Consider the following 26114-nt stretch of genomic DNA (forward strand, 5'->3'; position numbering starts at 1 on the left):
ATGCTGCCGCCTCCCTTGCCGCCGGCGCCGCCGAGGCCGCCGAAGATGCCGAAGCCTCCGGAACCGCCCTTGCCGCCCTTGCCGCCCTGGAAGATGCCGAAGCCGCCGCTGCCGCCCTTGCCGCCGTCGCCGCCCTTGAGGACGCCGTCGCCGCCGCCGCCACCGCCGCCGCCGTTGCCGCCGACGGCTCCGGAGCCGCCGTTGCCGCCGTTGCCGCCCTTGCCGCCGATGACGCCTTCGCCACCGCCGCCACCGCCGCCGCCACCGCCGCCGGAGAGGACGCCGTTGCCGCCGTCGCCGCCGTTGCCGCCCGCGCCGCCGACGCCGGTCACGCTGCCGCCGCCGGAGCCGCCGGAGCCGCCCCCGCCGCCGACCAGGCCGCCGCCGCCGGCGCCGCCGTCGCCTCCGGCGCCTCCGGCGGCCGGGAGCGCGGTCGCCACCTGGGCGGGCATCGGGGCGGCCGAGGCGGCGGCCGCGGGCAGGAGCACCCCGCCGGTGACGACCGCGGCCGAGGCGACCAGCGTCGCGAAGCGGATGCTGCGCCGCTTGGGGCGCGTGCTGCTGGTGGGAGTGGTGTTGTTCTGCGTGGTGCGGTTCATGGGAGTCTCCTGCTGCTTGATCCGAACATCGGATGGAATGGGTTTCTCTTCTCGGTGCGGCCCTTGCGGTGATGGGGGTGGGTCCCGGTCTTGCGGGGTTTCCCCTGCTCCGGTGGGGGGCGCACAACCAGTAGGCCCGAGACGGCCCAGCCCGGACACGTTCCGGAAACTCGGGGCTTGACACCGCTGCGATGCCGGGCAAAAATCCCGCCGCCCCCTCGCCCGGCGCCTTCGGCTTCCTGGGGCGTCCACCGAGCCGACGCGGCGGCCTTGCCGGGTAACACCCCCTGGGACGTGGCCCGTTGACGAGTGACCTGCCCGGGTCAGGAGGTCGGCAAGGACGGCGGAAGCGGATGCGGCCGATGCTCGACGGCCTGTTGCGGGACCGGGCTCTGGAGCACGGCCCGGGGACCGCGCTCGTGCACGGCGACACCCGCCTCACGTACGCCGCCCTCGACCGGCCCGCGTCCCGCATGGCCGCCGGGGTGCGGCTGCCCGGCCTGCGGCCCGGCCGGCGGCTCCTCGTCCACCTGCCGAACGTCCCCGAGTACGTGATCATCCTGTTCGCCCTGCTGCGGGCCGGCGCCGTGCCCGTGATCTGCCCGCTCGCGTACCGCGAGCCGCAGGTTGCGCGCGTCGTCCAGGCCGATCAGCCGGGCTACGTCGGCCCCGCCGTCCACCAAGGCTTCGACCACACGGCGACGGCCGCCCGCATCGCTGCCCGGGCGCCCTTCCTGCGCCGCGTCCTCACCCTGGAGGCGGCGCCGGGGCGGCGAACCCGTACGGCGGGGCCGCCACCGACCCGTCGGGATGCCAATGCTTCCCCCCTGGGCGCCGTCGACGCCCCCCGAGCAGGGGCCGCCCGGGCCGCCGGCCCGGTGGCATTCCTGCTGCCCGCCCCCTGCGGCGGCGACGCCGCCGAGCCCCTCCTCGGCAGGCACGCCCACGACGGCTGCGCCGTCCGCCTGCGGGCCGCCGCCGAAGCGGCGGAGCTCTCCGCGGCCGACGTGTACCCGGCCGCGCTGCCCGCAGGCTCCGGCGCGGCTCGCGGCGGCCCGGGGATCCTCGGCAGGCTCTCCGCGGGCGGCACGGCCGTCCTGCCCGACGACCCGGGCCCGGCCGTCTGCCTGTGGGCCGCCGCCCGGGAACGCGTCGCCGTCGCGGCACTGCCGCCGGACACCGCCCGCCGCCGGCTCGGCGCACCCCCGCCGCCCGGACCGGTGCCGGCAGCCTGCGGCTCCTCCGGGCCGGCGGGGGACCCCTGGACCCGGCGGCCGCGGAGTGGCTCGGGCGGGAGCCGCGGTTCCGCCTCCGGCAGATCCCCGACATCCCGGAAGGGCTGCTCGCCCCCTTCCCTGCCCGATGCCTGCCAGGCACCGGCCGGGAGGCCGGTCCCGGGGCGCGTGCATCCTTGACCGCCGGTCCGGCCACGGGCGGGCGGCGGGTCCGCACAGTGCAGGGGGCGGACGCGTGGCGGATCGCCGCGCGGCGCGGTCAGGCGGTGGGGGCGGTGGCCGTGCCCAGGGAGTCCGCGGCCAGGAACTTCGGGCCGCCCTCCTCGTAGAAGACGTCGACCGGCCCGAGTGCGAACCCGGCCGCCGCGACCATCTCCGCCGGGCGGCGGGTCAGGTGGCAGCCGCCGAACAGGCGCTGCTGGAGCGGGTCGAGCCGGCGCTGGCGGCGCCGTACGTGCTCGTCCGCCGCGGGTGCCAGGCCGTGCTCCAGGAAGTGGAGGGTGCCGCCGGGCTTCAGGACGCGCAGCACCTCGCGCAGGGCGGCGCCGGCGTCCGGGATCGTGCACAGCGTCCACGTCGACAGGGCGGAGTCGAAGGTGTCGTCGTCGAAGGGCAGCGACTGCCCGTCCAGGCCCGCCCGCCGCACCGCCACCCGGGAGTTCCCGACGCGTTTGCGGGCCAGCCGCCAGGCGGTGTCCGACGGCTCGACGGCCGCCACCTCGGTCACGGACGGGGGATAGAACGGCACGTTGTGGCCGCTGCCGAAGCCGATCTCCAGTACGCGGCCCGTCAGCCCCTCGCACACGCGGCTGCGCAGCGGCCGCGACGTCTTCATCCCGCACACCGCGTTGACGATGTGCGGCAGTACGTGGCCGGTGTAGAACCCCATGGCAACCTCCGCTCCCGCCCCAGGATGGCACCGCGGCGGGGCCGCCGCCGCCGCGACACGGCGGTGCGGCGGCCGGGCCGCGGCTCCTGCTGCTACCGGCCGTCCTGCGGGTCGTCGTGCTGCGGCTGCGGCTGCGGCTGCGGCTGCGGCGGCTGCGGTGCGGCGGCCGGCGCGGCCGGAGGTGCCGCGCGGCCGGCGAGGAGGGCCTCTGCGAGGCCTTCGCGGCGGATCCGCTGGTCCGCGTACAGCAGGCCCGCGACCAGCTGCATGAAGCCGACCTGGAACAGCTGCCCGGCGATCGCGCCGGCCAGCGTCAGCAGGAAGGCGACGACGAGCAGGGTGATCGCACCCGCCGGGGTGACGCCGTCCTCGGCGAAGGCGGCGGCCGGCACGATCGCGAACGTCCCGATGAGGTTGAACGGCAGCTGGATCGCGTAGCCGATGGCGCCCGCCAGCAGGGCGCCGACGAGCGTGGTGCCGAAGACCCGCCACCAGTCGCCGCGGACCAGAGCGGCCGAGCGGCGCAGCGCGGCGACCGGACCGGCGTCCTCCATGACGACGGCGGCCGGTGCCATCCCGAACCGGACGCTGAGCCAGACGGCCACCGGGAACGCGGCGAGCAGCCCCAGGACGAGGGGCACCAGCAGGGCTCCCGGGCCGGCCTCCGAGGCCGTGGCGACCGCCAGGGGCGCCCACACCGCCAGGACGGCGAACACCGGGAGGCCGGCGACCAGGGAGCCGAGGAACATCGCGCCCGCCACCGCCGGGGCCCGCCGGAACGCGACCCGGCGCACCGCCCCGAACGTCGTGGGACTGCCGGACACCGCCTCCTTCAGGACGGCCAGGCAGGCGGCGGAGATCACGGCCATGCCCAGCATGCCCAGCACGACGAGCGCCACCAGCAGGACGGCGGCGGACACGAGCAGCGGCACCACGTGCTCACGCGCCGGAGTCTCGCCGAACGGCGGGTCGAAGACGGGCTCCAGGTGCGGGTACACGGCGGCCACTGCGGCGGCCACGGCGAGGCCCGTCAGGAGGACGAGCGCCGCCTGGACGAGCAGCGCGACGCCGGCCATCCGCTTCCAGTGGAGGCGGAAGGTGGAGAAAGACCCGGTGACGATGTCCCCGAGGGAGAGCGGCCGCAGGGGTATGACCCCCGGCTGCGGCGGCGGGGGCGGCCCCCAGCCTCCCCAGTGCGGGGCGCCCCCGCCGCCGCCGTGCGCTCCCGGCCAACCGCTCTGCGTCATGCACATGCTCCGTAGCTCGTCCCCGTTGTCAGTGAGGACAACCTATCCCGCAGGTCAGGAGCATGACACGCGGATTCGGGCGGGGGCGGGCGCACCGGCGGCGCGGGCGGCCCGAACGGCGCGGGTGCCGCGGCCGCGCCCGTCCGGCTCCGGCCGCCGCGGCCCCGCGTGCGGTATACGTCCTGTGGGCGTGCGGGATCCGCCCGCGACGCCCTCGGAGGGAGTGGTGGCCCGTGGAGCGGACGACCTGCTGCGTGGTGGGCGGCGGCCCGGCCGGGATGGTGCTGGCCCTGCTGCTGGCCCGGGCCGGGGTGGAGGTGACGGTGCTGGAGAAGCACGGCGACTTCCTCAGGGACTTCCGCGGCGACACCGTGCACCCGACGACGCTGTCCCTGCTGGAGGAGATCGGCCTCGCCGAGCGGTTCGCCCGGCTCCCGCAGCGCCGCGTGACGACCGTCCAGCTGCCTCTCGGACCGGACCGCACGCTCGTCACCGTCGGCAACATCGGGGCGCTGCACGGAAAGTACAACTACATCGCGATGGTGCCGCAGTGGGACCTGCTCGACCTCCTCGCGGACGAGGCCCGCAAGGAGCCGTCGTTCCGCCTGTGGACGGACACGGAGGCGGAGTCCTTCCTCGTCGAGGACGGCCGGGTCACGGGCGTGCGCTACCGCACCGCGGACGGCACGGCCGGTGAACTGCGCGCCCACCTGACGGTGGCCTGCGACGGCCGCGGTTCGCTGGCCCGGTCCCTGCCGGAGCTCGGCCTGCGGGGCTTCCCCTGCCCCATGGACGCCTGGTGGTTCCGGCTGCCCCGCCGCGAGGACGACCCCAGCGGACTCGTCGGCGGGCTGGGGGAGCGGTTCTTCAGCGCGCTCATCGACCGCGGCGACTACTGGCAGTGCGCGGCCCTCATCCCGAAGGGCTCGGATGCCCGGCTGCGCGCCGAGGGCCTGGAGCCGTTCATGGAGCGGTTCACGGGGGCGGTGCCCTGGCTCGCGGACCGGGCGCACGCGGTCGCCTCCTGGGACGACGTCAAACTCCTCGACGTCCGCCTCGACCGGCTGCGCCGCTGGCACCGCCCCGGGCTGCTGTGCATCGGGGACGCCGCCCACGCCATGTCGCCCGTGTTCGGCATCGGCATCAACCTCGCCGTGCAGGACGCCGTGGCCGCGGCCCGGTACCTGGTGGGCCCGCTGCGCGAGCACCGGGTGGGCCTGCACGACGTGCGCCGGGTGCAGCAGCGCCGCTGGCCCACCACCGTGGCCACGCAGGGCCTCCAGCGCGCTGCCCACGCCAAGGTCATCGGGCCGCTGCTGGCCGGCCGGTCCGCGTTCGACGACCCGCAGCGCGCGGCCCGGCTGGCCTCGCTGCTCACCGAGAGCCGGCTGAACCGGCTCCCGGCCTACTTCCTCGCCTACGGGGCCCTGCGCGAGCGGCCCCCGCGGGAGGCGCTCCGCTGAACGGCACGCGCCGGACCCGTGCCGTTCCCCGCCGGGCGGTCAGGGGCTCCGCCGGCGGCGGTGCGTCCGCTCGCGCCGCGCGTGCCGCGGCCGGCACTGCCAGCACAACCAGCCCACCCCGTCCACGAGTTCGTGCTCCGCGACGGCGCCCTCCTTGCCGTTGACGCATCCCCGGCCCGCGCAGCGGGTGCGCGGAACCACCGGCGGCCGGTCGTCGCCGCCGTGCCGCGCCGTCCTCGGCCGGTGGGTGAGGATGTGCCGCTCGTCGCGGAACGGGGAGAAGCGGACCCATTCCGCGGGCACCGCGTCCGGGTCGGTGCTCACGGTGCTGCCGTGCCCCGGGCACCGCTGGTTCTTCCACCGCATCCGCTCGACGTGGTCGAGCCCTTCCAGGACGTACACCCACATCATCCGGCCCGCCCACACGGTCTGCTGCCCGGCGCGGTCGGACGGTACGGGGATCTCGGTCTCCACCCACACGCCCTGGTAGGGGGCGTCCGGGTCGTGGACCGTGGCGTCGCACCGGCCGCCGTCGCCGTCGGAGGCGACGCAGCGGATCCGGTCGATCCCGGCCGGCCCGAGGAGCAGGGCTCCCGCGTACGCGAGGATGTGCCGCTCTCCCGGGTCCGCGGCCCGGGCGGCGCCCCGTTCGCCCCCGCCGGCCTCGTCCGGGGAGACCGGCAGGGGGGCGGTGAAGCGCCCTTCGGCGACCGCCTTGCGCGTGCGCCAGGCCAGCGCCCGGCGGGCTCCGGCCAGCCCGTCGCCGTCCGCGCCGTCGTGTGCGATGCCGGGGCAGACCGCGGGGTGGGCGATCCAGCAGCGGCTGCGGCCCATGTCGCCGGGCCGGGCGATGCCGCCGTCCACGCTCCAGCGCGCCCGCGGCGGCACGGCGCCGGCCGGGAACTCGCGCGGGACGAGCGGGATCCGGCCGCCGTCGTACCGGTCGAAGTACCAGACGTGGTGGCCGCAGAAGGTGCAGGTGTCCGTGTTGGGGCGGCGGAGTGCCTTTGAGGGGCTGTGCGGGTTGAGCCGGAGGCCGGGCAGGCCGCCCGGCGGCTCGTCCCAGGGGGCCGGTGCCGATGTCACGGATCCGTTGTACGCCCGCCGGCCCCGGCGGCGGCTGCCGTCCACTCCGACGGGTGAACCGGCACCGCCGATCGGGTGGGGCGCGGCCGCCGGCCGGTCATGCGGTGCGGCCGACGTTGAGGTCGATCTGGCCGAAGAGGAGGGCGTACCCGGCGGGCAGGCTCCGCAGGATGCGGGCGAGGAGGTCCGGGCCGGCGAGGCGGGCGACGACGGACAGGACGGCGCCGGTGTCCCAGCGGGCGGTGGCAGGGCTGGTGCCGGAGCGGGTGGCGAGGTCCTTGACGAAGCCCCAGCCGGTCAGCTCCTCGTGCGAGGGGGCCTGCGCGGTGAAGGCCAGTGCGGCCTGGAGGGGCAGGCGGGCGGCGAGGTCAGCCCGTTCCCCGCCGGTCAGCCGGCGGCCGAGCGCGGCCAGCACGCGCTCGACGGTTTCGGCGGCGCGCTCGGTGTCGGCGTAGGCACCCTCGTAGCGCACGGCTTCCAGCATCTGATCGTAGGTCATGTCCGGGGCCGGCCGGCGGAGGACTGCGGGCTGGTCGAACACGGTGTCTGCCTTCCTTTCGGGTCGTGGTGGTTGCGGTCCGCAAAAGCCGGCCGGCGGCGCGGGGAGGGCCGGCCGGCGGAGGAGGGGGACGGCGCCGCCGGGTTCAGCTGCTCAGCTGCTTGTGCTCGCCGCCGCCGATCGCGATCTTCCGCGGCTTGGCGCGTTCGGCGATCGGGATGCGCAGGGTGAGGACGCCGGCCTCGTACTCGGCCTCGATGCGTTCGGTGTCGAGGGTGTCCGCCAGCATGATCTGCCGGGTGAAGACACCGAGGGGCCGCTCGGAGAGCTCCATCTGGGCCCGGTCCGACCGCGGTGCGGGCCGCCGCTCGGCCTTGACCGTCAGCATGTTCCGCTCGACGTCGATGTCGATCGCGTCCTTGGCGACGCCCGGGATGTCGAAGGCGACCACGTACGCGTCGCCGTCGCGGTAGGCGTCCATCGGCATCGCTGCCGGCTTCGACCACGTGCCCGGGCCCGCGAGCTGCTGGGCGAGGCGGTCGATCTCACGGAAGGGGTCGGTGCGCATCAGCATGGGGACCTCCTGGTTGCTCGGTAACGGCTGCCAGTGCGCTTCGGCCCCTTTTTTAGCATGTCGTCGAAACGATGACAACACGCTGATTCGCCGAAAGGACGACATCAGTGATGTCAGCGGGTGGGTGACTGACGGGCTGGTGCCGCAGGGGTGGCGAGGGCGCGCCGCGGACGGGCACGCGGCCGGCGGTGTCCGGCGGCCGCGTGCCCGTCCGAGCTGCGCAGTGGCCCGGTCAGTGCCGGTGCCTGAGGGCGTCCTTCCCCTTCTCCTTCGCCAGCCGGGCCTTCCCCCGGAGCTGCAGGGCGCCGCCCTTCATGGTGGTGGACCTGTCACCGAGTGCGTGCCCGACCTTCCGCATGGTCTTGCCGACGACCTGCTCGGTCTTCGCCTTCATCTTCTCGCGGGCGCTCATGCCGGCCCCCTTCTCCTCGGGTCCCGTGCTCATCGCCGGGCCGGCCCGCCGTCCCGGCCGGCTTCCAGGCGGGGCCAGTCCGCGAGGTCCCGGAGCAGCTGCCGGTCGTGCGTGGCGGCGACGACCGCGGCGCCCGTGGTGCGGATCGCCTCGGTGAGCTCTTCGACCAGTGTTGCCGACAGGTGGTTCGTCGGCTCGTCGAGCAGCAGTACGTGCGGCCGCCCGGCCAGTGCCAGAGCGAGGTCGAGGCGCCGCTGCTGCCCCTGCGACAGCCGCCCGGCCGGGGTGCGCGCCGCGTCGGCGTCCAGCAGTCCGAGCGCGGCGAGGGGGACGGCGTCGGCGTCGCGGAGGATCCCGCCCGCCACCAGCCGGCCCACACGGCGCGCGTACAGCTCGCGGGCGGTGAGCCCCGGGTCCGCTCCGTCGGTCTCCTGTGCGACCAGGGCGGTCCGGGTGCCCGCGGCCGTCACCACGCGCCCCCGCGTCGGCTCGACCCCGCCGGCCAGGACGGCCAGCAGCGTCGACTTCCCGGCGCCGTTCGGCCCGGTGACGAGCAGCCGGTCCCCGCCGTCGAGGACGAGGTCGACCGGGCCGGCCAGGCGTCCGGCGACGGCCACGCCGTGCGCCCGCAGCCGCGGCGCCCCCGCCCGGCCGCCGAGCCGCGGCCAGCGCAGCACCGGCGGAGGCGGCGGCACGTCCACGCGGTGCGCGTCGAGCGCCTCCTGCTGCCGGTTCAGGGCCTGGACGACGCCAGGGGCGCGGGACTGGCGCTGGTGCCGGCCCGTGCCCTTGTCCGGGCGCCAGCCGGTGGACAGCCGGTCGCGGGCCCGGGAGACGGCGTCCTGGAGCCTGCGGTGCTCGGCCTGCTGCTCCTCGTGGTCCTCCTCCCACCGCTGCCGTTCCCGGCCGCGGGCCTCCTGCCAGGCGTCGTACCCGCCGGCGTACAGGCGGGGCCTGCCGTCGCGCGTCGGGTCGAGGTCGAGGAACCGGTCGGCGACGTCCCGCAGCAGCGCCCGGTCGTGGGTGACGAGCGCGAGGGCGCCGTCGTGCTCGCGCAGCCTGCGGGTCAGGAAGTCCAGCCCGTCGGCGTCGAGGTGGTTCGTCGGCTCGTCGAGGAGGAGCACGTCGTACCGGGCCCCGAGCAGGCAGGCGAGGCGTACCCGGTAGCGCTGCCCGACCGACAGCGCCGCCAGCGGCCGTTCGCGGTCGGTGCACGCGCCGAGGGCCTCCAGGGCGGTGTCGACGCGGCGTTCGGCGTCCCAGGCGTCGAGCCGGGTCGCCGCGTCGAGCGCGGCGGCGTACCGGTCCTCGGCACCGGGGGCGCCGGCGCCGAGGGCGAGGGCCGCCGCGTCCAGGACCGCGAGCGCGGCGAGGGGCGCGGCCAGCGCCTCGGCGGTCAGCGTCCCGACCGTCTCGCCACTGCGTGCGGTGAGCTCCTGGCGGGCCAGGCCGATCGCGCCGGCGCGGTGCACGGTCCCCGCGTCGGGCGGGAGCAGTCCGGCCAGGACATGCAGCAGAGTGGTCTTGCCGCGGCCGTTCTCGCCGACGACGGCGATCCGCGACCGGGCGGAGACGGTGACCGAGACGCCGTCCAGCACGCGGCGGTGCCCGCGCATGACGGTGACGCCCTCGGCACGGACGTGCGCCCGGCCGTCGGAGCCGGCGGGCAGGGAGAGGGTATGGGGCAGGGGGGTGGGGTGGTTCACGGGATGCTCCGCGGCTCGCGAGGTGGAGCCGGGCAGCGGGCTGCGGCCGCCCGGCGGGAACCGGTACGGCGAGCGCGGGGGTCCGAAGGGATCAGGGCGCCGCCGTCAGCGGGCGGATCGCACCTTCTGGGACCAGATGCCTGAAGCCATGCGGACACGGTAGCAACGTCCTGCACCCGATGCCCACGCGTTTTCCGTCGAGCCGACGGGCCCGGCAGCCGGCGGCCGAGGGTCAGTGCACCCGGCGGCCGAGGGCACCGCGCAGCGTGGTCCCGTACCGGGTGCGCAGCCGGCGCAGCTCCCACGCCGACAGGGCGGTGACCGAGAGCGGCGCGCCCGCGAGGAACGCGAACCAGACGGTCTGCGGGGCGTTGACCGGAGGTCCGTCGAAGGCCTGGAGCACGGACATCACCAGGACGACCACGGGGGAGAGCAGCGGCGGCAGCACCTCGTGGACGTCGGCGGTCCGGAAGGCGTGGTGAACGCACAGCACCGAGGAGGCGAGGAGGAACGGCAGCAGGAAGAGGCTGCCCACCTGGAACAGCAGGCCGAGGACGAAGCCGATGTCGCCGGCGCCGCCGAAGAAGGCGCCGCGCAGGTCGGGGCGGAGCGCGAACCACTGGAGGCCGGCCGCGGCGATCAGGCAGCCCCACGCGGTGAGCGGGCCGCGGAGCCGCCGGCGGTACCGGGAGCGCAGCGTCGGGCGGGCGGCCGCCAGGAAGGCCGCCACGGCGAGCGGGCCCACCACGGCCAGCACCGCCGCACTGATCAGCAGGTCGGTGAGCCTGTCGTCGACGACGGCCTTGGCCTCCTCGCGCAGGGTGAACGCGTAGAACAGCCAGGCGGTGGCGGCGAGTCCGACGCCGGTCCGGGCGAGCGCGACCCGGCGGATCACCGGGTCGGCGAGCCGGTCCGGCCGTCCGGGGCGGTGTACGCGGGCCGCGAGGGCGAAGGGCGCCGCCAGGACGGTCACGCAGCCGTGGCGGCGGTCGCCCGGCCGGCCGGAGGGCATCCCGGGCCCCGTACCCGTCCACCGGCCTGCCCCCGGCCCCGCGTCCGTCCGCTGTCCGTACCCGCCCTGCCGTGCCACGGCCTTCTCCCGCCCCCGCCACCATCAAGATCAACAGCAGCAGACTGTACCTCCCCCTGCCGAACAGCGGCTCGAAAGGACGTGAGACGTACGGGAATCGGAGGCGGCGCGCGGTGACCGGTTTCGCTGCTGTGGGCGGGCGGCCCCGTCCGCAACACTGGTCGCGGAAGACTCGGACACCCCGCAGGCCCCGTGGCGGCCGGCGGGCGGACGGCGGGGAGCGCTGCGTGCGGCCTTCACTCAGGAGCGACGTGCGGGCGGCCGTCCCGGATGCCGCGGCCGCCTTCGGCGTCACGTCCGCCGTGTTCGCCCTCCTGTGGCTCAGGATGCGTTCCGGCACCTCCGCCACCACCGCCGTCATGCCGTTCATGGCCGATCCCGGGACCTTCTGGATGTACCTGCTCAGCCAGGCGTTCGGCTGGTCCGCGCTCCTGTGGTCCTGGGGCACGGTCATGCTCGGGCTGCTGCTGTCCGGGCCCGGACCGGGCCGGCTGCCGGTGCCCCGCCGGGCGCTGGAGCGGTGGCACCGGACGACCAGCCTCACCACCATGGCGCTCATGGCGGCGCACGCGCTGCTGTTCGCCGCCGAACTCGTCCGCTACGAAGCCCGGCTCGGCTGGGCGGCCCGCCTGTGGTCGGCCTTCGCCGACACCTTCGTCCCCGGCTGGTACGACTCGGGGACCGGCCGCACCGCCATCCCGATCGGGCAGGGCGCGCTCTACCTCGCCGTCCCGCTGGGCCTGCTCTTCTATGTGCGGCACCGCTTCGGCCCGACCGCCTGGCGGCGCCTGCACCGCCTGACCGTCGCCGTGTACGCGCTGGGCGTCTGGCACACCCTGCTGTACGGGACGAACGTCTGGTACGGGGAGTGGCCGCGGACGGTGCTCTGGCTGCTGCAACTGCCCGTGGCCGTCCTGCTGGCGGTCCGGCTGCTGCGCCCGGCGCGCCGCGGCGAGCGCCTCGCGCCGTCCGGCCCGGGGCGCCCGGGGCCGGGCCGCACGGCACGGAGGGCGGTGCGGGCAGGGGGGCTGGCCGCGGCCGCCGCGGCGGTGGCCGGGATCCTCGCCGCCGCGGCCACCGGCCACGACGGCGGGCGGGCCCGGCCGCCCGTGCCGCCGGCCGGGCCGCAGCCCGGGCCGACGGCGCCGCACGTTCACGAACCGGGCTGAGCCGGCAGGTAGGTGACCTGCGGCGCGCCCGTCCGCGGGTGGACGGCGACCTCGCCCGCCACCCCGTACACCGCGGCCAGCATCTCCGCGGTGAGCACCTCCGCGGGCGGGCCCGAGGCGGTCACCTCGCCGCCGCACAGCACGTACAGCCGGTCGCAGTGGTAGGCGGCGAGGTTCAGGTCGTGCAGGGCGACGAGCACGGTCGCCGGCAGCCGCCGCAGCAGCCCGAGCACCTCCAACTGGTGCCGGATGTCCAGGTGGTTGGTCGGCTCGTCCATGACCAGCAGGGACGGCTGCTGGGTCAGCGCCCGCGCGATGAGCACGCGTTGCCGCTCGCCCCCCGACAACTGCGTGAACGGGCGTTCCGCCAGCCCGACGGCGTCCACCGCCTCCAGCGACCGGGCGATCAGGCGGGCGTCATCGGCGGTGTCCCCGTCCAGCAGCCGCTTGTGCGGGGTGCGGCCCATGGCGACCACCTCCCGCACCGTCATGTCGAAGTCGCCCCCCGGCTCCTGGACGACCGCGGCGGTGGTGCGGGCCAGTTCCCGCACCGGCAGCGCCCAGGCGTCGGCCCCGTCCACCAGGACCTGCCCGGACTGCGGGCGCAGCACCCGGTAGACGGCGCGCAGCAGGCTCGACTTGCCGCTGCCGTTCGGCCCGACCAGGCCGACCACCTCGCCGGGCCGGGCCGTGAGGGACACCTCCCGTACCAGCCGGTGGGCGCCGGCGGTGAGGGTGAGCCGCTCGACGGCCAGATCGGTCGCGCTCACGCCGCCCCCCGGTCGCCCCGGCGGCGGGCGTCCCGCCGCATCAGCCACAGGAAGAACGGGCCCCCGCACAGGGCCGTCAGCACCCCGACGGGGATCTCCATCGGCGCCGCGACGGTACGGGCGGCGATGTCCGCCCACACCAGGAACACCGCCCCGGCCAGCGCCGCCGTCGGCAGGACCCTGCGGTGGTCGCTGCCGACGAACAGCCGCACCGTGTGCGGCAGGATCAGCCCGACGAACCCGATCGGGCCGGCGGCCGCCACCAGCACGCCGGTGACCAGCGAGAGCAGGACGAACATGCGGGCCCGGAAGCGGGCCACGTCCAGCCCCATGGTGGTCGCCGACTCCTCGCCGGCCAGCAGCAGGTTCAGCGGCCTGGCCTGGACGAGGAGCACGGCGGTGCCGAGCAGCAGGGCGGCGGCCGGCAGCCACAGGGTGCCCCACTGCACGCCGCCGAGCCCGCCGAGCGTCCAGGCGAGCACGGTACGGGCCTCGTTGCCGCGGTCGGCGGTCAGCAGCAGCAGGTCCAGCAGCGCGGTGAGCACCGAAGCGAAGGCCACGCCTGAGAGCACCAGCCGCAGCGGTGTGATCCGGCCGCCTGAGCGCGCCGTGGTGTAGACGAGCAGCAGCGTCACCAGAGCGCCGGCGAAGGCGGCCACCGACAGCGACACCGCCCCGAACAGGCTGAACCCGAACACGATGACGGCGACGGCGCCGAGGGAGGCCCCGGAGGACACGCCCAGCAGGTACGGCTCGGCCAGCGGGTTCCGTACGAGGGCCTGCAGCGCGGTGCCCACCACCGCCAGCCCGGCCCCGGTGACGGCGCCGAGCAGGACGCGCGGCGCGCGCACGTCCAGCACGATGTGTTCGCGGGCCCGCGACCACGTCGGCGCGGACCAGTCCGCGCCGAGGGCGCGGCCGACGATGCCCCAGACCTCGCCGGGCGGCACGTGCACCGAGCCGATGGCGAGCCCGGCGGTCAGGGACAGCAGCAGCAGGACGGCCAGGCCCGCGAGGACGAGCGGGAACCGGACCCGTCCGGTGCGCACTGCCGGGGCGCGGCCGCCCTCCCCGGCCCGGCCGGGCGGGGCTTGCTCCCGCGGCCGGGCCGCGGCGGCGGGCGTCACCGGAAGCGCTCGGGGTGCAGGCCGCGGGCCAGGTCCTCGACCGCGTACGGCGGGCGCACGCCGACGAGGGTGGCGGTCAGCGGCACCACCACGAAGCGCTTGTTCCGGATCGCGGGCACGTCGGCGAGGGCGGGCTGGGAGAGCAGGAAGTCCTTCTTCTGCTGCAGGCTGCCGGCACCGGCGTAGTCGTAGATGGCGATGACCTCGGGCCTGCGCTCGACGACCTGCTCCCAGGAGGCGTCGCCGAAGACCTCGTCGAGGTCGGCGAAGACGTTGCGCCCGCCGGCCAGCTTGATGATCTCGGTGCCGAGGCTTTTGCCGCCGGCGGTGAACGCCGCCTTGTCGCCGCTGTCGTAGACGAACACGGGCACGGCCGGGGCGCCCTCCACGGCCTTGCCGGTCTTCTCGACGCGGGCCCGCAGGTCCGCGACGAGGGCCTCGGCCCGGTCCCTCACGCCGAAGATGCCGCCGATGGTGCGGATCTCCTCGTAGGCGTCCTCCATGGACACCTGCTTCTTCCCGCAGTATTCGCGGTTGAGGTAGGTGTCGATGCCGGCGTCCGCGAACGCCTTGCGGGACCGGCCCTCCTTCTCGGCGAAGGCGCTGCCGTAGCCGCCGTAGACGAAGTCGGGCTCGGCGTTGACGACGGTCTCGAAGGAGGGCTCCTTCTGCGCGAGCTGCTTGACTGCCTTGAAGTCCTGCTCGTACTGGGGCAGGACCGGCGAGTCGGGGAAGGCGGTGCCCACCATGCGGTCCTTCAGGCCGAGCGCCAGCATCAGCTCGGCCGGGTGCTGGTGGATGGTGACCGCCCGGGCGGGCGGCCTGTCGTAGGTGGTGCGGGTGCCGCAGTTTTCGACGGTGAGCGGGAAGCCCGCCGCCGGCGCGGCCGCGGGCTTGCCGTCCTCCCCGGCCGGATCGGTGCCGCCGCCGCAGCCGGCGGCCAGCACCGAGACCAGGGCGGCGGCTGCGGCCGCGCGCAGGGCGCGGCGGCTCGACGGGCGGGGGGACGGGGGGAACTGCAGGGAGCCGGGCATGCCGACGTACACGTAGAGCCTCCTGGGGAGTCCGCGCTCCTCGGATCGGGCCCGCGACAGGCCAGTTTCCTGACTCCCGGATCGGCGTTCCCCCCGCCTTCCCACGCCGTGCGCGCAGTGGCTTCTCGAGGGGTCCGCTCCCCGGTCACAGTGGCGGGACCGTGCCGGATTCGCACCGGCTTCCTGTCTCCCGTCGCGGCGATGACCTGGCGATATTACATTCCGGTCACTTGGGCGTGAAAGGGCGCACGCCCCGGGGCTCGCGCCCTGGGCGTGCGCCCCCTGGTCGCCGCCCGTGTCCGTCCCGGGGCCCGTCCGGCCCGGTCAGAGCGGCCGGTACGCCCGTACGATGAGCCGGTCCGCGGCCTCGTCGTACGGGCGGCCGTCGAAGCCCCCGAACACCTCCACCCGTTCGAACCCCGCAGCCTCGGCCATCGCGCGCAACTCCACCGCGCTGTACACGAACCACACCAGGCTCGCCCGGGTCACGCGCTCGCCCCGCACCAGCACCCAGTCGCTGCGCAGCCGCGCCCAGTCGTCCAGCACGCCGTCCGTCTGGACCAGCAGGTCGCCGCCCCGCCGGACGACCTTCGGCGGCACCACCCGGGGTGCCAGGAGCTCCTTCCCGGCCACGTCCAGCAGCAGGCTGCCGCCCGGCCTCAGGCAGTCGTGCATGGTGCGCAGCGCCCGCGCGTTGTCGGCCGGGTCCTCGAAGTAGCCGAAGGACGTGAACATGTTGAGGACCGCGTCGAAGGCGCCCGGGGCCTCGTACTCCCGCACGTCGGCCCGTACGTACTCCGGCTGCACGCCCGCTTCGGCGGAGAGCTTCCGGGCCCGCTCCAGCATGGCCGGGCTGCGGTCCACGCCGGTCGTGCGGTGGCCGAGGCGGGCCAGCGGGACGGTGAACACCCCCGGCCCGCAGCACAGGTCGAGGACCCGCGCGCCCGGCGGGAAGGAGAGCAGGGGAGAGGTCGCCAGCAGTGCCTCGGCCTGCGAGAAGCGCTCCGGCGGGAACAGGAACTCGTAGAACTCGCTCCAGAAGTCGTCGTCCTGGAATCCACCCGTGTCGGCCATGGCGTGACGGTCTTCCTTCCTCGTGGGCGGGGTTCCCCGCCGGGGTTCGGGCGAACGGCGGAAAGCGCCGGGGAACGCCGGCCGGTCAGGCACCGCCGCCGCCCGCCGCGTCCTGCCGCCCGTCCGCGAACGGCCGGGTCACGACGCGCACGGTGTTGGCCGCGGCGACCGCGCAGTGCGTCGCGAGTTCCGCCGTCGGCGCCTCGGCGCAGACGATGCCGGCGTAGCCGCGGCTGTCGCCGAGGTGTTCGAGCCGGTCGCCCGGCCGTTTGACCGGGTACCACGCCGGCGCGCCGGGCAGGCCGGCCAGCCGCTCCAGCCCGTCGACACCCGCGAACACCCCGGGCTGCGCCGGGTAGGCCAGGACGAAGGCGAGAGCAGGGCCCGCCGGCGTCCCGAGGCCGGCGTCCATGAGCCGCGGCCGTCGGCCGAGCGCGGCCTCGACCAGGGCCTCGTACACGTTGGCGCCGAGGGCCCGGCACAGCGCCTCGCCGACGAGAGCACCGCCGATCCGCGGGTTGACCTCCACCACCTCGGGCCCCTCGGCCGTCAGCGCGAACTCCACGTGCGCGAACCGGTCGGTGTAGCCGAGGGCCGCGAGCACCTTCCCGACCAGGTCCTCCAACTGCCGGCTCTGCGCCGGGGGGAAGGCGACGGGGAAGGCGGTCACCTCCTCCCGGAAGTACGGCTCGGGGGACATCAGCCGGCTGGAGACGCCCAGGAGCCTGGTGCGGCCCGCCCAGGTGAGGGTTTCCGCACTGTAGACCGGCCCGGGGAAGAACGGTTCGGCGAACAGCCGCCCCGTCAGCGGGCGGTCCGCCGCCTCGCGGAGCGCCGCGTCCAGCCCCGGCTCGTCGCGGACCAGCCAGACGTTCCGGCTGCCGGTGCCCGCCGTGTCCTTGAGGATCGCGGGCAGTCCGGTCTCCTTCAGCACGGCCGACCGCAGCCCGTCCGCGTCCGGGGCCTCCGCGGCGGGTGCCCGCGTCAGTCCCGCTCGGTGCAGCAGGGTCCGTACGCGGGCCTTGTCGCGGGTGAGCCGCAGCACTTCGGGCGGCGCGCCGGGCAGGCCGAAGCGGGCCGTCAGTTCGGCGCCGGCCAGGGTCCACGTGTCCGTCGAGCTGATCAGCCCGCGCAGCCCCGGCAGCCGGTGCAGCTCGGCGGAAACGGCAGCGGTGTCGAAGGTGTCCACGGAGACGACGTCCAGCGCGCCGGGCTCCAACCGGCCCAGTTCGTGGGCGTACCAGCCGGCGTCCCGGGTGAGCAGCACGAGCCGCTCGCCGAGCGACTCGGCAGCCCGCACCAGGTGCCCCAGGCCGAAGGTGAGCGATTCCAGGCAGGCCACGGTCATGCCGCACGCCCCGTCCGCCCGCCGGGGGACTGCCTGCGGTCCCACGCCATCGTCGACCAGGGCATGGCCATCTCCTCCGGGGAACCGACCTCTAACGGTTTCAGGCAGGCGGGGTCGAGGGCCTCGGCGTGCCGGGCGTGCACGCGGTCCACGTACCGGTGCCCGGTGTCGGCCCCGACCACGAGGTGCAGGTCGTCCGGGTGGCGGCGCGCCTCGTGGACGGCGGCCAGATAGGCGGCGCCCGTGGACAGGCCCGCGAAGACGGCGTGTTCGCGCATCAGCGCCACCGTCCCGGCCATGGCGTGCGCGAAGTCCATCCAGTGCACGGTGTCGTACAGGCCGTGGCGGACGTTGGCGAAGTCGATCGAGGAGCCGATCCCCGCGATGATGGCATCCGGGTCGTGGTGGTCCTGGCTGCCGAAGGTCACGCTGCCGAAGGGCTGGACTCCCACCAGCCGCACGGCCGGATCGCGCCGCCGCAGCTGCTCCACCAGCCCGCCCGTCGAGGCGCCGGACCCGACCCCGCCGACGACGGCCAGCCGCCCCCGGCGGGCCGGGAGCGACTCCGCCACGAGGTCGGCGACCTCCCGGTAGCCCAGATAGTGGATGTCGTCGTGGTACTGCCGCATCCAGTGGACGTCCGGGCGCTCGGCGAGGATCTCCCGGACCCGGCGTACGCGCAGCTCCTGGTCCAGCCCGAGGTCCCGCGACGGCGCCACCTGCTCGACCGTGGCCCCCAGGATCTCCAACTGGGCGCGGGTGGTGGCGTCCACGGTCGTCGAGGCGACGATGTGGCAGCGCATGCCGTGGCGGTGGCACGCCAGGGCCAGGGCGTGGGCGTAGATGCCGCTGGAGCTGTCGACGAGGGTCTGCCCCGGCCGCACCCTGCCCTCCTCCAGCAGGCGGGCGACGGCGGCGAGCGCCGAGTAGACCTTCATGGACTCGAAGCGGATCAGGACGGCGCCCTCCGTCAGGGCGACGAGGGCGGGGGCCTTGAGGGCGTCCGCGATGTGGGGGTGAATCACCCGTATCCTCCTTGGGTGAAGGCGCAGCGGTGTCCGAGGGAGCGGAAGAAGGCGGAGAGCTCCTCGCGGGCGGGGAAGCCGATCCGGCGGGTGAAGAGGTAGCCGATCAGCGATCCGGTGTGGGCGACGAAGAGGCCGTCCGCCCCGAACTCCTCCCGGTGCGCGAGGACCGCGTCGAAGGAACGTTTCGGCAGAGCCTCCTGCGACAGGACGGCGCTGGTGGTCGACGCCCGGGCCACGGCCGCCGGGTCCCCGGCGGCGAAGCCCTTGAGGAGCTCGTCCAGGGACCGCCCGTACTCCTGCGCGCGCCTCCGGTACTGCCGCAGCAGCAGCGGCGTCACCGCCGAGGTGTCCACGGTGCCGGGCTCGACGGCGTACGCGGTGTGGAAGCCGATGCCGGTGCCGAGCCTGCGCACCAGCCGGTGGCGGGCGCTCAGGTACAGCGCGAACTCGTCGAGGAAGACGCTGTCCGACCGCTCGATCGCCGACAGGACGCCCGCAGCAGCCCGGGGGTCGAAGGGCAGCGAGAACACCCGGCACAGGCAGCGCAGCACGGCCACGATGTCCGCCGTCGAACTCGCCATCCCCACGCCCGCCGGCAGGTCGGTGTGCACGGTCCAGCGGCCCGCCGGCAGGCGCAGCCCGTACCGCTCGGCGAACAGGAGGGCCGCGCGGGCCGCCTTCGGGCCGAGCTGCGGCGCCCCGGGCACCGGCTCCGCCCCGGGGGTGAAGTACACGCGGGAGTACCGGGCCACGGGGAACGACACGAGGGCGATGTCCGGGTCGGGGGAGGGGCGCAGCGGGCCCTGCCAGAGTTCGCCGAGCGTTCCGTGGCACACGCCGGCGAACGTCCCGTCGGCCCTGGTCACGAACGGCTCCCTCCTCGTCGCCCGGCCCCGGGGAGGCGGGCGCGAAGAGGAGGGCCGCGCCGCACCGCGTGCGCGCCTGCCCGCTCGTCCCGCCGACCCGGCCCTCGAGGTCACCGTGAACAGCGCGTGCGTGCCGCACGCGCGCAGTGGCAGGTCTTCGGACTCGTGGGCGCGGGCCCGCAGGCCCTCTCCTACCGGCCGCCGCTTCCCGTGCCCCGTACGGAGCCCAGTGCCGATGACGGCTTTCGTTCCCACACACCGCTGCGGGTCAGTCCCGGAATCGCACCGGGTTCCCTCTTGCGACGCGCCACCGCAGCGGTGACGCGAACCGACTGCCCGACCAGCGTAGGCAGGCCCCGCGGGCCGCGACAGGGCGCCCGCGGGCGGCTGGCGCGATGTACGCCGTTCCCGTGCGGGGCGCCCGGGGACGGGGAGCGCGGGGCCGGTGCCGCAGCGCGCGCCCGCCCGCAGCGCCCGACCAGCACCGCCCCGGCCCGGCGGGCGCGGCGCCTCCGCGGCCCGGCCCGAGGGGTGCGGAATCCGCCCCGGCGGGGGAAGTTGTCCGGAACACCCCTGTCGCGGCCGGCGGGTCGGGACGGCTCCACGCCGCGGGGGCACCCACCGGTCCTGGGAGGCGGCGGCCCGGGGCGCCGGCGGTGCGGGTCCGGCCGCCACCGCTACCAGCGGCACCCCGATCGCGGCAAGCCGCTGCGCGAACTCCTCGTCGGGCGGCGTGCACACCCGCATCCCGGCCTCCGGCCCCTCGGACGGCGCGCGCTCCGCGCGAAAAGACGCCCGGAGCGTGTGACCTGTCGGTGTGGCAGCCGCGTTGCGGGCGCCGTGCGCGGTAGGTCTGGGGTCGCCGCCCGGAGCAGGGCGGCCGCCCGCAGTTCGCAGCAGGAGGCAAGATGGCCAAGGGCACGGTCAAGTGGTTCAGCGCGGAGAAGGGGTTCGGGTTCATCGCCCAGGACGGGGGAGGACCGGACGTCTTCGCCCACTACTCGGGGATCGCCGGAAGCGGCTACCGCGAGCTCATGGAGGGCGAGCAGGTCAGCTTCGACATCACCCAGTCGGACCGGGGCCTGCAGGCGGAGAACATCATCCGCCACTGACGGCCCGCCAGGCACCGGTCGGCCGACCTTCCAGGTCACAGCACTAGGAGGGTCGTTCCGTGGGTAGGGGGCCTGCCGTGGACAGCGAGCACCGTGCCCTGCAAGCGGCCCGCCTCATCGAGGAGATCCTCCAGGCGGCGCACCGCGGCGACGACCGCCGCATCGACACCCTCCTCGCCCGCCTGGCCCAGGTCGGCAAGATCCGGGACCTCTTCGCCCTGCGCGAGCGGCTCTACGGGCTCCGGCCCGGTCTGCCGCCCGCCCGGCCCCCGGCGGCCCGCGGCGCGCTCCCCGCGCGCTGAGCCGCCGGGGCGCCGGGCCGGCCGGCGCGCCGCTCAGGGGGCGCAGACCGTGTCGCGGGCGGGGAGCGTGCCGTCCCGCAGGTAGTCGTTCGCCGCCTGCCGGGCGCACGGACCGTGCGGCGACCCGAGGACGCCGTGCGTGCGGACGGGGACGGTCACCAGGCGGGAGCCGCGCATCCTGCGGTGCATGCCCAGCCCGCCCTCGTACGTGGTGCGGGTGTCGCCGGCGGCCTGGAGCTGGAGCGAGGGCACGTCGTTGCCGATCTCCGGGAACTCCTCGCGCGGCCGCTCCCGCCAGAAGGCGCACGGCACCGGGCCGTTCACGAGCGGCCCGAACACCGGCTGCGCGGCGCGCGACCGCTCGACGGCGCGCCGGTACCAGTCGGGATCGCGCGGAGTCGTGACGTCGCCGCAGACGGTCGCCGTGGCGGCCGAGAGGTCGACGTCGGCCCCCGTGGCGCTCGGCCGCAGCAGGGCCGTCAGCACGGCGCGCAGGTCCTCGGAGGCCTCGACGGGCCGTCCCGAGGCCGCGTCGAGGAGTTGGCGCACCGCGCCGGCGTACAGCGCGTTGTCGGCCTCGTCCATGCCGTACGCGTGGAGGACGAGCGGCAGCACGTGGTCGTCGACGTGGAACCCGGCGACGGGGATCGGCCGCTCCGCCGCCTTCCGCACGAGGCCCTCGACGGTCGCCCGGACGGCCGCCGCGGTGGAGCCGAGACCGTGGCCGGGGTGCTGAGCGGCCCAGGCGGCGAACTCGTCGAGGGCCCGCTCGGCGGCCGGGCCCATGGCCTGCTGCGTCCGCATCCAGTACGCGGCGGGGTCGGGCGCGCTGTCCAGCACCAGCCGGTCGACGCGCCCGGGGAACATCTGCGCGTACACCGCGCCGAGGACGGCGCCGTACGACTGGCCGAAGAACGAAGTCCTCCGCTCGCCCAGCACGCTGCGGACCAGGTCCATGTCGCGGGCGGTGTTGCGGGTCGAGACGTGCGGCAGCACGTCCGCGTGCTCCTTCCAGCACGCGTCCGCGTCGGCCTTCGCCATCCGCACGGCCTCCTCGAAGCCCGCCCGGTCCGCGCCCGCGGACCGCAGCCACGTCCCGCGCTCCAGCCCGCAGTCCAGCGGACTGCTCGCGCCGAGGCCGCGGGTGTCCATTCCGATGACGTCGTACGCCGCCGCGGTCTCGGGCGCCATCCAGGCCCGCACGTCGGCCGGCACGGCGAGGCCCCGCGTGCCCGGGCCGCCCGGGTTGGTCTGCAGGATGCCGCGGCGCTTCGCCGGGTCGGCGGCCCGGATCCGGGAGACCGCCAACCGGATCGTGCGGCCGCGGGGGCGGGCGTAGTCCAGCGGCACGGTGACCGCGGTGCACTCCAGGCCCTCCGGTGCCGGGTCGAGCCCCGGGCAGGCGGTCCAGGTGAGCGACTGGCCGCGGAACCGGTCCAGGCCGTCGGCGGCGGCCGCCGAGGCGTCCGGCGCGGTGCCGGGTGCCAGTCCGGCGGCCAGGGACAGGGTGAGGGCGGCGACGGCCGCGGGGCGCTTCATGGCGCTCACGCTAGGGACGGGACGGGCCGCCGATCCATGGGGCGCGGCCCCCGGGCCGGGCTGCGGCCGGCCCCCCGTCGCCGGTGGGGCGAACCCCCGCCGCCGGTGGGGTGAACCCCCGCATGGGGCTCCGGCGGCGGGGCAGGCGGCGGAGGAGTCCGGACACCCGGTCCGGACCCCGTCCGGGAGGCAGACCATGGGACACGGTGGAGACGTGGTGCGGGAGCTCACCGCCGACCACGACGAGGTGAAGGAGTTCTTCGGCCGGCTGGAGACCGCCGCGGACGGCGGGGAGCGGCGACGGATCGCCGACCAGCTGACCATCGAACTCGTCCGGCACTCGGTCGCGGAGGAGCAGTACCTCTACCCGGCCGTGCGCGAGCACCTCGACGGCGGCGACCTCATCGCCGACAAGGAGATCGCCGACCACACCCGCGTCGAGGAGATGCTGAAAGAGCTGGAGTCGATGGACCCGGACGAGGCGCGGTTCACCAGCTGCGTGGCCGCCCTGCGGACGGAGGTCCTCGCGCACATCCGGGACGAGGAGGAGAACCTCTTCCCGACCCTGCGCCACAACTGCTCCCAGGAGGCGCTCGACGAGCTCGGCGACCGCATCCGCCGGGCGAAGAAGACCGCGCCGACCCGCCCGCACCCGGGCAGCCCCTCCACGCCCCCGGCGAACAAGCTCCTCGCGCCGGGCATGGGCATGGTGGACCGCGTCCGGGACTTCGTCACCGGCCGGGGGAAGTCGGACTGACCCGCGGCGCAGTGAGCGCGCCGTCCAGTCGGGCGGCGGACTCCACGCAGCCGACGGCGCGGGGGTGCCGGACGACCGGGTCCGTGAGCCGGCGGGGGCCCACGACGACCAGGAGCCGGCCCCGGGCGGCCGGGGAGCGGCCCAGGTCGGCGAGGGCCGCTGCGGCGGGCGGGGTCATCGCCTCCATGCCGTCCAGCCCGATCACGTAGCGGGGCGTTCCCGGATCGGCGGCGGCCAGGGCCGCGCGGAGGGCGGGGCCCTGGCCGCCGCCGACGCATCCGTGCACGAGCGCGAGCCCGAAGCCGGCCGGGAAGCACGGCAGAGTCGGGTCGGGACGGCGCCCGGTGCCGGCGACGGCCGGCAGCTGCAATACCGCCGGTGCGGCGGCCGCGACCGTCAGCGGGCGGCCGGTTTCGGCGGCGCGGCGCTCGGTCGCGAGCAGCACCTCCAGGCCCGAGGGGTCCCGGAACGAGGCCCGGGCCACGTCGAGGGCGAGGCCGCCGGGGCAGGCGTCCAGGGCGGCGAGGACGATGCGGCGCAGCTCGCCGGCGCATTCGCCGTTGATCTCCCCCGAGATGCGGACGGTCGCGTTCTGTGCACCGTTGCGGGTGACGGCAACCTCAAGAGGGCCGCTCGCGCCGGGCCCTTGGGGCGGTTCGGCGGGGAGCGGGGGATCTGTGGAGGCGGTCATGGGAGCTCCCGGAGAACCCAAACCACCTGGACAGCCCGCTGCTGGAATTGTCGACAAAGGGCCTTGCGTGTCCAGTTGACGGCCCGTGGGGGCCTGCCCGCCGCTTGCCCGCCCTGCCCCGCCCCGCCCCGCCGCGGGCCGGGCCCGGAGGGTGCACCGCGGCCCGCCTCCGGCCGACACGCGCAGCCGGAGGCGGGCCGGGGCAGGGGCCCTCAGCCGGCGTCGAAGCGCCGCCACACGCGGTGCTCGGGCAGCATCCGGGCCAGCCGGTCGAACGCCTCCGCGCCGTCCGACCCGAGGGCGACGCCCTCCGCGCCGCCCGGCACGCCCGCGGCCTCCAGAAGCCGGTCCGCGCCGCCCCAGCCGCCCAGCGCCTTGCCGTGCCGGTACGCCTCGCCCAGAAGCAGCACCATGCGCGGGTCGGCGCCGTCGGCCTGCGGCAGCGCCGCCTTCGCGTCGCGGCCCCCGGCCGCGTCCGCCGCCGGGGCCGGGACGCCGGCGAAGAGCAGGGCGTCGTACTCCACGGAGCGGGCCGTGGCGAAGGTGCGCTGGACGGTCAGTTCGTCTCCGTCGGAGCCGACCTTCCCGCCGGACGGCCCGATGACCAGCGGCAGCATCCCCGCCGCGACGGCGGCGTCGCGGACGGCCCGCACCTGCGAGAGGTCCCCCGTCCCGTCGGTGACGATCCCGATCGTGCGGCCGTCGACCGGCCACCCGCCGCCGACCTGGGACAGTGCAGGGCTGGGCTCCGGGTCGGCGAGCGGAACGGTGGCCTCCGGCGCCGGCAGGCCCAGCCCCTCGGCGACCCGCGCGCACAGCACCGGGTCGATGTTGGCCAGCACGCCCAGCTGCCGCTCCTTGACGGCCTGCTCATAGCACTTGCCCAGCTCGAAGGTGTACGCGGCGATGATGTGCTCGCGCTCCGGCTCCGACATGCTCAGCCAGAACTGCCTCGGCTGCGTGAAGTGGTCCGCGTACGACAGCGGCGCCTCGCGGACCTTGCTCGCGGCCGGGACGGTGACGGGCGTCTCCACGTACGCCCCCGTGTCCGCGCCCGCGAGGAACGGGCAGCCGCCGTCCAGGCTGTTGGGGTGGTACGGCGCCACCCCGGTGTGCACGGCGGTCTGGTGCATGCCGTCGCGCAGCATGTCGTTGACGGCCGTGTGCGGGCGGTTGATCGGGAGCTGCGCGAAGTTCGGGCCGCCCAGCCGGGTGATCTGTGTGTCGAGGTAGGAGAAGAGGCGCCCGGCGAGCAGCGGGTCGTCCGTGACGTCGATGCCCGGCACGAGGTGGCCGACGTGGAAGGCGACCTGCTCGGTCTCCGCGAAGAAGTTCTTCGTGTTGGCCGTCAGCGTCAGCAGACCGATCGGCTGCACCGGCGACAGCTCCTCCGGGACGATCTTGGTGGAATCCAGCAGGTCGATTCCCTCGAACGTCTGCTCCGGCGTGTCGGGGAAGACCTGCACACCCAGCTCCCACTGGGGGAACGCACCCGCCTCGATCGCGTCGAAGAGGTCCCGGCGGTGGAAGTCCGGGTCCACGCCGCCGAGCAGCTGCGCCTCCTCCCACACCAGGGAGTGCACGCCCAGCTTCGGCTTCCAGTGGAACTTCACCAGGGCCGTCCCGCCCGAGGCGTTGACCATCCGGAAGGTGTGGACGCCGAACCCCTCCATCATCCGGTACGAGCGGGGGATGCCGCGGTCCGACATGTTCCACAGCGTGTGGTGGGCGGCCTCGGTGTGCAGGGAGACGAAGTCCCAGAACGTGTCGTGGGCGCTCTGCGCCTGCGGGATCTCCCGGTCCGGGTGCGGCTTCCCGGCGTGGATGACGTCCGGGAACTTGACCGCGTCCTGGATGAAGAACACCGGGATGTTGTTGCCGACGAGGTCGAAGGTGCCCTCGTCGGTGTAGAACTTCGTCGCGAAACCGCGGGTGTCGCGGACGGTGTCCGCCGACCCGCGGGAGCCCAGCACCGTGGAGAAGCGCACGAAGACGGGCGTCTCGACGTCCTTGGCGAGGAAGCCGGCCTTGCAGATCTCCGTGGCCGTGCCGTAGCCCAGGAAGACGCCGTGGGCGCCCGCGCCGCGGGCGTGCACCACCCGCTCGGGGATCCGCTCGTGGTCGAAGTGCATGATCTTCTCGCGCAGGTGGTGGTCCTGCAGCAGGACCGGGCCGCGCGGCCCCGCCTTCAGCGAGTGGTCCGTGTCGTACAGGCGGGTCCCCTGCGCGGTGGTCAGCCAGGGCCCGCCCTGGGCCCGCCGGTCCTGCGCGGCACCGGTGGGCTGCCCGGTCGGGCCGACCGTCTCGGGCCCCGCCTGGGCGGGCTTCGGCGGCAGCGGGCCGCCCGGCTCGGTCGGCTCGGGCACCTGCGGCGGGACCGGCCCCGGCCTGCCGGGCACGGGGCCGCCGGCGGCGTTCACGGGGTTCTTCTCAGCCATGGAGTGCTCCAGACGTCGCGGTGGCATCGGACGGCCGCCGGGGAGGGCCCCGGCGGCCC

At 75.8% G+C, this 26114-nt stretch carries 25 protein-coding genes and 2 riboswitches; of the genes, 6 read left to right on the plus strand and 19 right to left on the minus strand.

All coding sequences use genetic code 11. The features are described from left to right. Positions 1 to 599 (minus strand): hypothetical protein (locus IE170_RS27100; RefSeq protein ID WP_189812087.1); only part of this gene is annotated, 599 nt, incomplete at its 3' end. Between the two features lie 353 nt (positions 600 to 952). Between IE170_RS27100 and IE170_RS27105 the strand changes: the two genes are divergently transcribed. Then, the gene (locus tag IE170_RS27105; protein ID WP_189812088.1) at positions 953 to 2014 is read left to right on the plus strand and encodes an AMP-binding protein; all 1062 of its coding nucleotides are present in this window, start codon (positions 953 to 955) and stop codon (positions 2012 to 2014) included. A 79-nt stretch (positions 2015 to 2093) separates the two neighbouring features. Here IE170_RS27105 and IE170_RS27110 read toward each other — a convergent pair whose 3' ends face one another. Together IE170_RS27110 and IE170_RS27115 are read right to left on the minus strand one after the other, a co-directional pair. Beyond that, entirely contained in the window at positions 2094 to 2723 is a 630-nt protein-coding gene (locus IE170_RS27110; RefSeq protein WP_189812089.1) for a class I SAM-dependent methyltransferase, read from the minus strand. A gap of 92 nt (positions 2724 to 2815) precedes the next feature. Next, on the minus strand, positions 2816 to 3970 hold the full coding sequence (locus IE170_RS27115) for a DUF7847 domain-containing protein (protein ID WP_189812090.1): 1155 nt from the start codon (positions 3968 to 3970) through the stop codon (positions 2816 to 2818). Between the two features lie 233 nt (positions 3971 to 4203). Between IE170_RS27115 and IE170_RS27120 the strand changes: the two genes are divergently transcribed. Continuing rightward, positions 4204 to 5433, plus strand: coding sequence for an FAD-dependent oxidoreductase (locus IE170_RS27120; RefSeq protein WP_189812091.1), 1230 nt, complete (start codon positions 4204 to 4206; stop codon positions 5431 to 5433). A gap of 39 nt (positions 5434 to 5472) precedes the next feature. Here IE170_RS27120 and IE170_RS27125 read toward each other — a convergent pair whose 3' ends face one another. The 6 genes from IE170_RS27125 to IE170_RS27150 all read right to left on the minus strand — a co-directional run bounded on the left by IE170_RS27125 (position 5473) and on the right by IE170_RS27150 (position 10722). Beyond that, entirely contained in the window at positions 5473 to 6519 is a 1047-nt protein-coding gene (locus tag IE170_RS27125) for a DUF6083 domain-containing protein (protein ID WP_189812092.1), read from the minus strand. A 97-nt stretch (positions 6520 to 6616) separates the two neighbouring features. After that, positions 6617 to 7060: a DUF2267 domain-containing protein gene (locus IE170_RS27130; RefSeq protein WP_373299064.1), complete on the minus strand. Its 444-nt coding sequence runs from the start codon at positions 7058 to 7060 to the stop codon at positions 6617 to 6619. 103 nt (positions 7061 to 7163) lie between these two features. After that, positions 7164 to 7592 carry an Hsp20/alpha crystallin family protein gene (locus IE170_RS27135; protein ID WP_189812093.1) on the minus strand — a complete coding sequence of 143 codons (429 nt, stop codon included), beginning with the start codon at positions 7590 to 7592 and terminating at the stop codon, positions 7164 to 7166. Between the two features lie 232 nt (positions 7593 to 7824). Next, entirely contained in the window at positions 7825 to 8004 is a 180-nt protein-coding gene (locus IE170_RS27140) for a CsbD family protein (RefSeq protein WP_189812094.1), read from the minus strand. Positions 8005 to 8033: 29 nt separating this feature from the next. Further along, a complete protein-coding gene (locus tag IE170_RS27145) occupies positions 8034 to 9710 on the minus strand; it encodes an ABC-F family ATP-binding cassette domain-containing protein (protein WP_229885205.1) in 1677 nt (558 codons plus the stop codon). Between the two features lie 232 nt (positions 9711 to 9942). Then, positions 9943 to 10722: a hypothetical protein gene (locus tag IE170_RS27150; RefSeq protein WP_189812095.1), complete on the minus strand. Its 780-nt coding sequence runs from the start codon at positions 10720 to 10722 to the stop codon at positions 9943 to 9945. Positions 10723 to 11126: 404 nt separating this feature from the next. On the opposite strand from IE170_RS27150, the gene IE170_RS27155 reads away from it, so the two are divergent. Continuing rightward, positions 11127 to 11969, plus strand: coding sequence for a ferric reductase-like transmembrane domain-containing protein (locus IE170_RS27155; protein ID WP_223856840.1), 843 nt, complete (start codon positions 11127 to 11129; stop codon positions 11967 to 11969). Here IE170_RS27155 and IE170_RS27160 read toward each other — a convergent pair. The 7 genes from IE170_RS27160 to IE170_RS27190 form a co-directional block, all read right to left on the minus strand. Then, complete coding sequence (locus IE170_RS27160) at positions 11954 to 12739, minus strand: ABC transporter ATP-binding protein (RefSeq protein WP_189812096.1); 786 nt, start codon at positions 12737 to 12739, stop codon at positions 11954 to 11956. The two genes, IE170_RS27155 and IE170_RS27160, sit on opposite strands and share 16 nt — an antisense overlap. Then, positions 12736 to 13866, minus strand: coding sequence for a FecCD family ABC transporter permease (locus IE170_RS27165; protein ID WP_189812097.1), 1131 nt, complete (start codon positions 13864 to 13866; stop codon positions 12736 to 12738). The genes IE170_RS27160 and IE170_RS27165 overlap by 4 nt, the downstream gene beginning before the upstream one ends. Then, on the minus strand, positions 13863 to 14900 hold the full coding sequence (locus IE170_RS27170) for an ABC transporter substrate-binding protein (protein ID WP_189812183.1): 1038 nt from the start codon (positions 14898 to 14900) through the stop codon (positions 13863 to 13865). The genes IE170_RS27165 and IE170_RS27170 overlap by 4 nt, the downstream gene beginning before the upstream one ends. Positions 14901 to 14942: 42 nt before the next feature. Further along, positions 14943 to 15125: riboswitch (cobalamin riboswitch) on the minus strand. Between the two features lie 99 nt (positions 15126 to 15224). After that, positions 15225 to 15974, minus strand: a complete 750-nt coding sequence (locus tag IE170_RS27175; protein ID WP_189812098.1) for a class I SAM-dependent methyltransferase — start codon at positions 15972 to 15974, stop codon at positions 15225 to 15227. Positions 15975 to 16059: 85 nt separating this feature from the next. Continuing rightward, a complete protein-coding gene (locus IE170_RS27180) occupies positions 16060 to 17322 on the minus strand; it encodes an ATP-grasp domain-containing protein (protein ID WP_189812099.1) in 1263 nt (420 codons plus the stop codon). Beyond that, complete coding sequence (locus IE170_RS27185) at positions 17319 to 18347, minus strand: cysteine synthase family protein (RefSeq protein WP_189812100.1); 1029 nt, start codon at positions 18345 to 18347, stop codon at positions 17319 to 17321. Before IE170_RS27185 ends, IE170_RS27180 begins: the two co-directional genes overlap by 4 nt. Next, on the minus strand, positions 18344 to 19216 hold the full coding sequence (locus IE170_RS27190; RefSeq protein WP_189812101.1) for a GHMP family kinase ATP-binding protein: 873 nt from the start codon (positions 19214 to 19216) through the stop codon (positions 18344 to 18346). The genes IE170_RS27185 and IE170_RS27190 overlap by 4 nt, the downstream gene beginning before the upstream one ends. Positions 19217 to 19347: 131 nt before the next feature. Beyond that, positions 19348 to 19565, minus strand: a riboswitch (cobalamin riboswitch). 559 nt (positions 19566 to 20124) lie between these two features. On the opposite strand from IE170_RS27190, the gene IE170_RS27195 reads away from it, so the two are divergent. Then, positions 20125 to 20328 (plus strand): cold-shock protein, encoded by a 204-nt coding sequence (locus IE170_RS27195; RefSeq protein WP_189812102.1) that lies wholly within the window; start codon positions 20125 to 20127, stop codon positions 20326 to 20328. Positions 20329 to 20405: 77 nt separating this feature from the next. After that, a complete protein-coding gene (locus IE170_RS27200; RefSeq protein WP_189812103.1) occupies positions 20406 to 20630 on the plus strand; it encodes a hypothetical protein in 225 nt (74 codons plus the stop codon). A gap of 33 nt (positions 20631 to 20663) precedes the next feature. Here IE170_RS27200 and IE170_RS27205 read toward each other — a convergent pair whose 3' ends face one another. Continuing rightward, positions 20664 to 22169 (minus strand): alpha/beta hydrolase, encoded by a 1506-nt coding sequence (locus IE170_RS27205; RefSeq protein ID WP_189812104.1) that lies wholly within the window; start codon positions 22167 to 22169, stop codon positions 20664 to 20666. A gap of 196 nt (positions 22170 to 22365) precedes the next feature. Between IE170_RS27205 and IE170_RS27210 the strand changes: the two genes are divergently transcribed. Then, the gene (locus IE170_RS27210) at positions 22366 to 22926 is read left to right on the plus strand and encodes a hemerythrin domain-containing protein (RefSeq protein WP_189812105.1); all 561 of its coding nucleotides are present in this window, start codon (positions 22366 to 22368) and stop codon (positions 22924 to 22926) included. Here the strand turns inward: IE170_RS27210 and IE170_RS27215 are convergent. Together IE170_RS27215 and IE170_RS27220 are read right to left on the minus strand one after the other, a co-directional pair. Next, the gene (locus IE170_RS27215) at positions 22901 to 23617 is read right to left on the minus strand and encodes an STAS domain-containing protein (RefSeq protein WP_189812106.1); all 717 of its coding nucleotides are present in this window, start codon (positions 23615 to 23617) and stop codon (positions 22901 to 22903) included. The genes IE170_RS27210 and IE170_RS27215 overlap by 26 nt on opposite strands. A 212-nt stretch (positions 23618 to 23829) precedes the next feature. After that, positions 23830 to 26055: a catalase gene (locus IE170_RS27220; RefSeq protein ID WP_223856833.1), complete on the minus strand. Its 2226-nt coding sequence runs from the start codon at positions 26053 to 26055 to the stop codon at positions 23830 to 23832. Positions 26056 to 26114 lie beyond the last annotated feature (59 nt).

Origin of the sequence: Streptomyces toxytricini (genome assembly GCF_014649915.1) — a bacterium.
In the GTDB taxonomy this organism is placed as follows: domain Bacteria; phylum Actinomycetota; class Actinomycetes; order Streptomycetales; family Streptomycetaceae; genus Streptomyces; species Streptomyces toxytricini.

What these genes read in the sequence shown, in the direction of transcription:
- IE170_RS27150 (WP_189812095.1), bottom strand. Translation starts at nt 10,722, where the DNA reads ATGCCCTCCGGCCGGCCGGGCGACCGCCGCCACGGCTGCGTGACCGTC.
- IE170_RS27195 (WP_189812102.1), top strand. Translation starts at nt 20,125, where the DNA reads ATGGCCAAGGGCACGGTCAAGTGGTTCAGCGCGGAGAAGGGGTTCGGG.
- IE170_RS27170 (WP_189812183.1), bottom strand. Translation starts at nt 14,900, where the DNA reads ATGCCCGGCTCCCTGCAGTTCCCCCCGTCCCCCCGCCCGTCGAGCCGC.
- IE170_RS27215 (WP_189812106.1), bottom strand. Translation starts at nt 23,617, where the DNA reads ATGACCGCCTCCACAGATCCCCCGCTCCCCGCCGAACCGCCCCAAGGG.
- IE170_RS27180 (WP_189812099.1), bottom strand. Translation starts at nt 17,322, where the DNA reads ATGACCGTGGCCTGCCTGGAATCGCTCACCTTCGGCCTGGGGCACCTG.
- IE170_RS27220 (WP_223856833.1), bottom strand. Translation starts at nt 26,055, where the DNA reads ATGGCTGAGAAGAACCCCGTGAACGCCGCCGGCGGCCCCGTGCCCGGC.
- IE170_RS27205 (WP_189812104.1), bottom strand. Translation starts at nt 22,169, where the DNA reads ATGAAGCGCCCCGCGGCCGTCGCCGCCCTCACCCTGTCCCTGGCCGCC.
- IE170_RS27175 (WP_189812098.1), bottom strand. Translation starts at nt 15,974, where the DNA reads ATGGCCGACACGGGTGGATTCCAGGACGACGACTTCTGGAGCGAGTTC.
- IE170_RS27140 (WP_189812094.1), bottom strand. Translation starts at nt 8,004, where the DNA reads ATGAGCGCCCGCGAGAAGATGAAGGCGAAGACCGAGCAGGTCGTCGGC.
- IE170_RS27155 (WP_223856840.1), top strand. Translation starts at nt 11,127, where the DNA reads ATGCGTTCCGGCACCTCCGCCACCACCGCCGTCATGCCGTTCATGGCC.
- IE170_RS27110 (WP_189812089.1), bottom strand. Translation starts at nt 2,723, where the DNA reads ATGGGGTTCTACACCGGCCACGTACTGCCGCACATCGTCAACGCGGTG.
- IE170_RS27135 (WP_189812093.1), bottom strand. Translation starts at nt 7,592, where the DNA reads ATGCTGATGCGCACCGACCCCTTCCGTGAGATCGACCGCCTCGCCCAG.
- IE170_RS27105 (WP_189812088.1), top strand. Translation starts at nt 953, where the DNA reads ATGCGGCCGATGCTCGACGGCCTGTTGCGGGACCGGGCTCTGGAGCAC.
- IE170_RS27210 (WP_189812105.1), top strand. Translation starts at nt 22,366, where the DNA reads ATGGGACACGGTGGAGACGTGGTGCGGGAGCTCACCGCCGACCACGAC.
- IE170_RS27115 (WP_189812090.1), bottom strand. Translation starts at nt 3,970, where the DNA reads ATGACGCAGAGCGGTTGGCCGGGAGCGCACGGCGGCGGCGGGGGCGCC.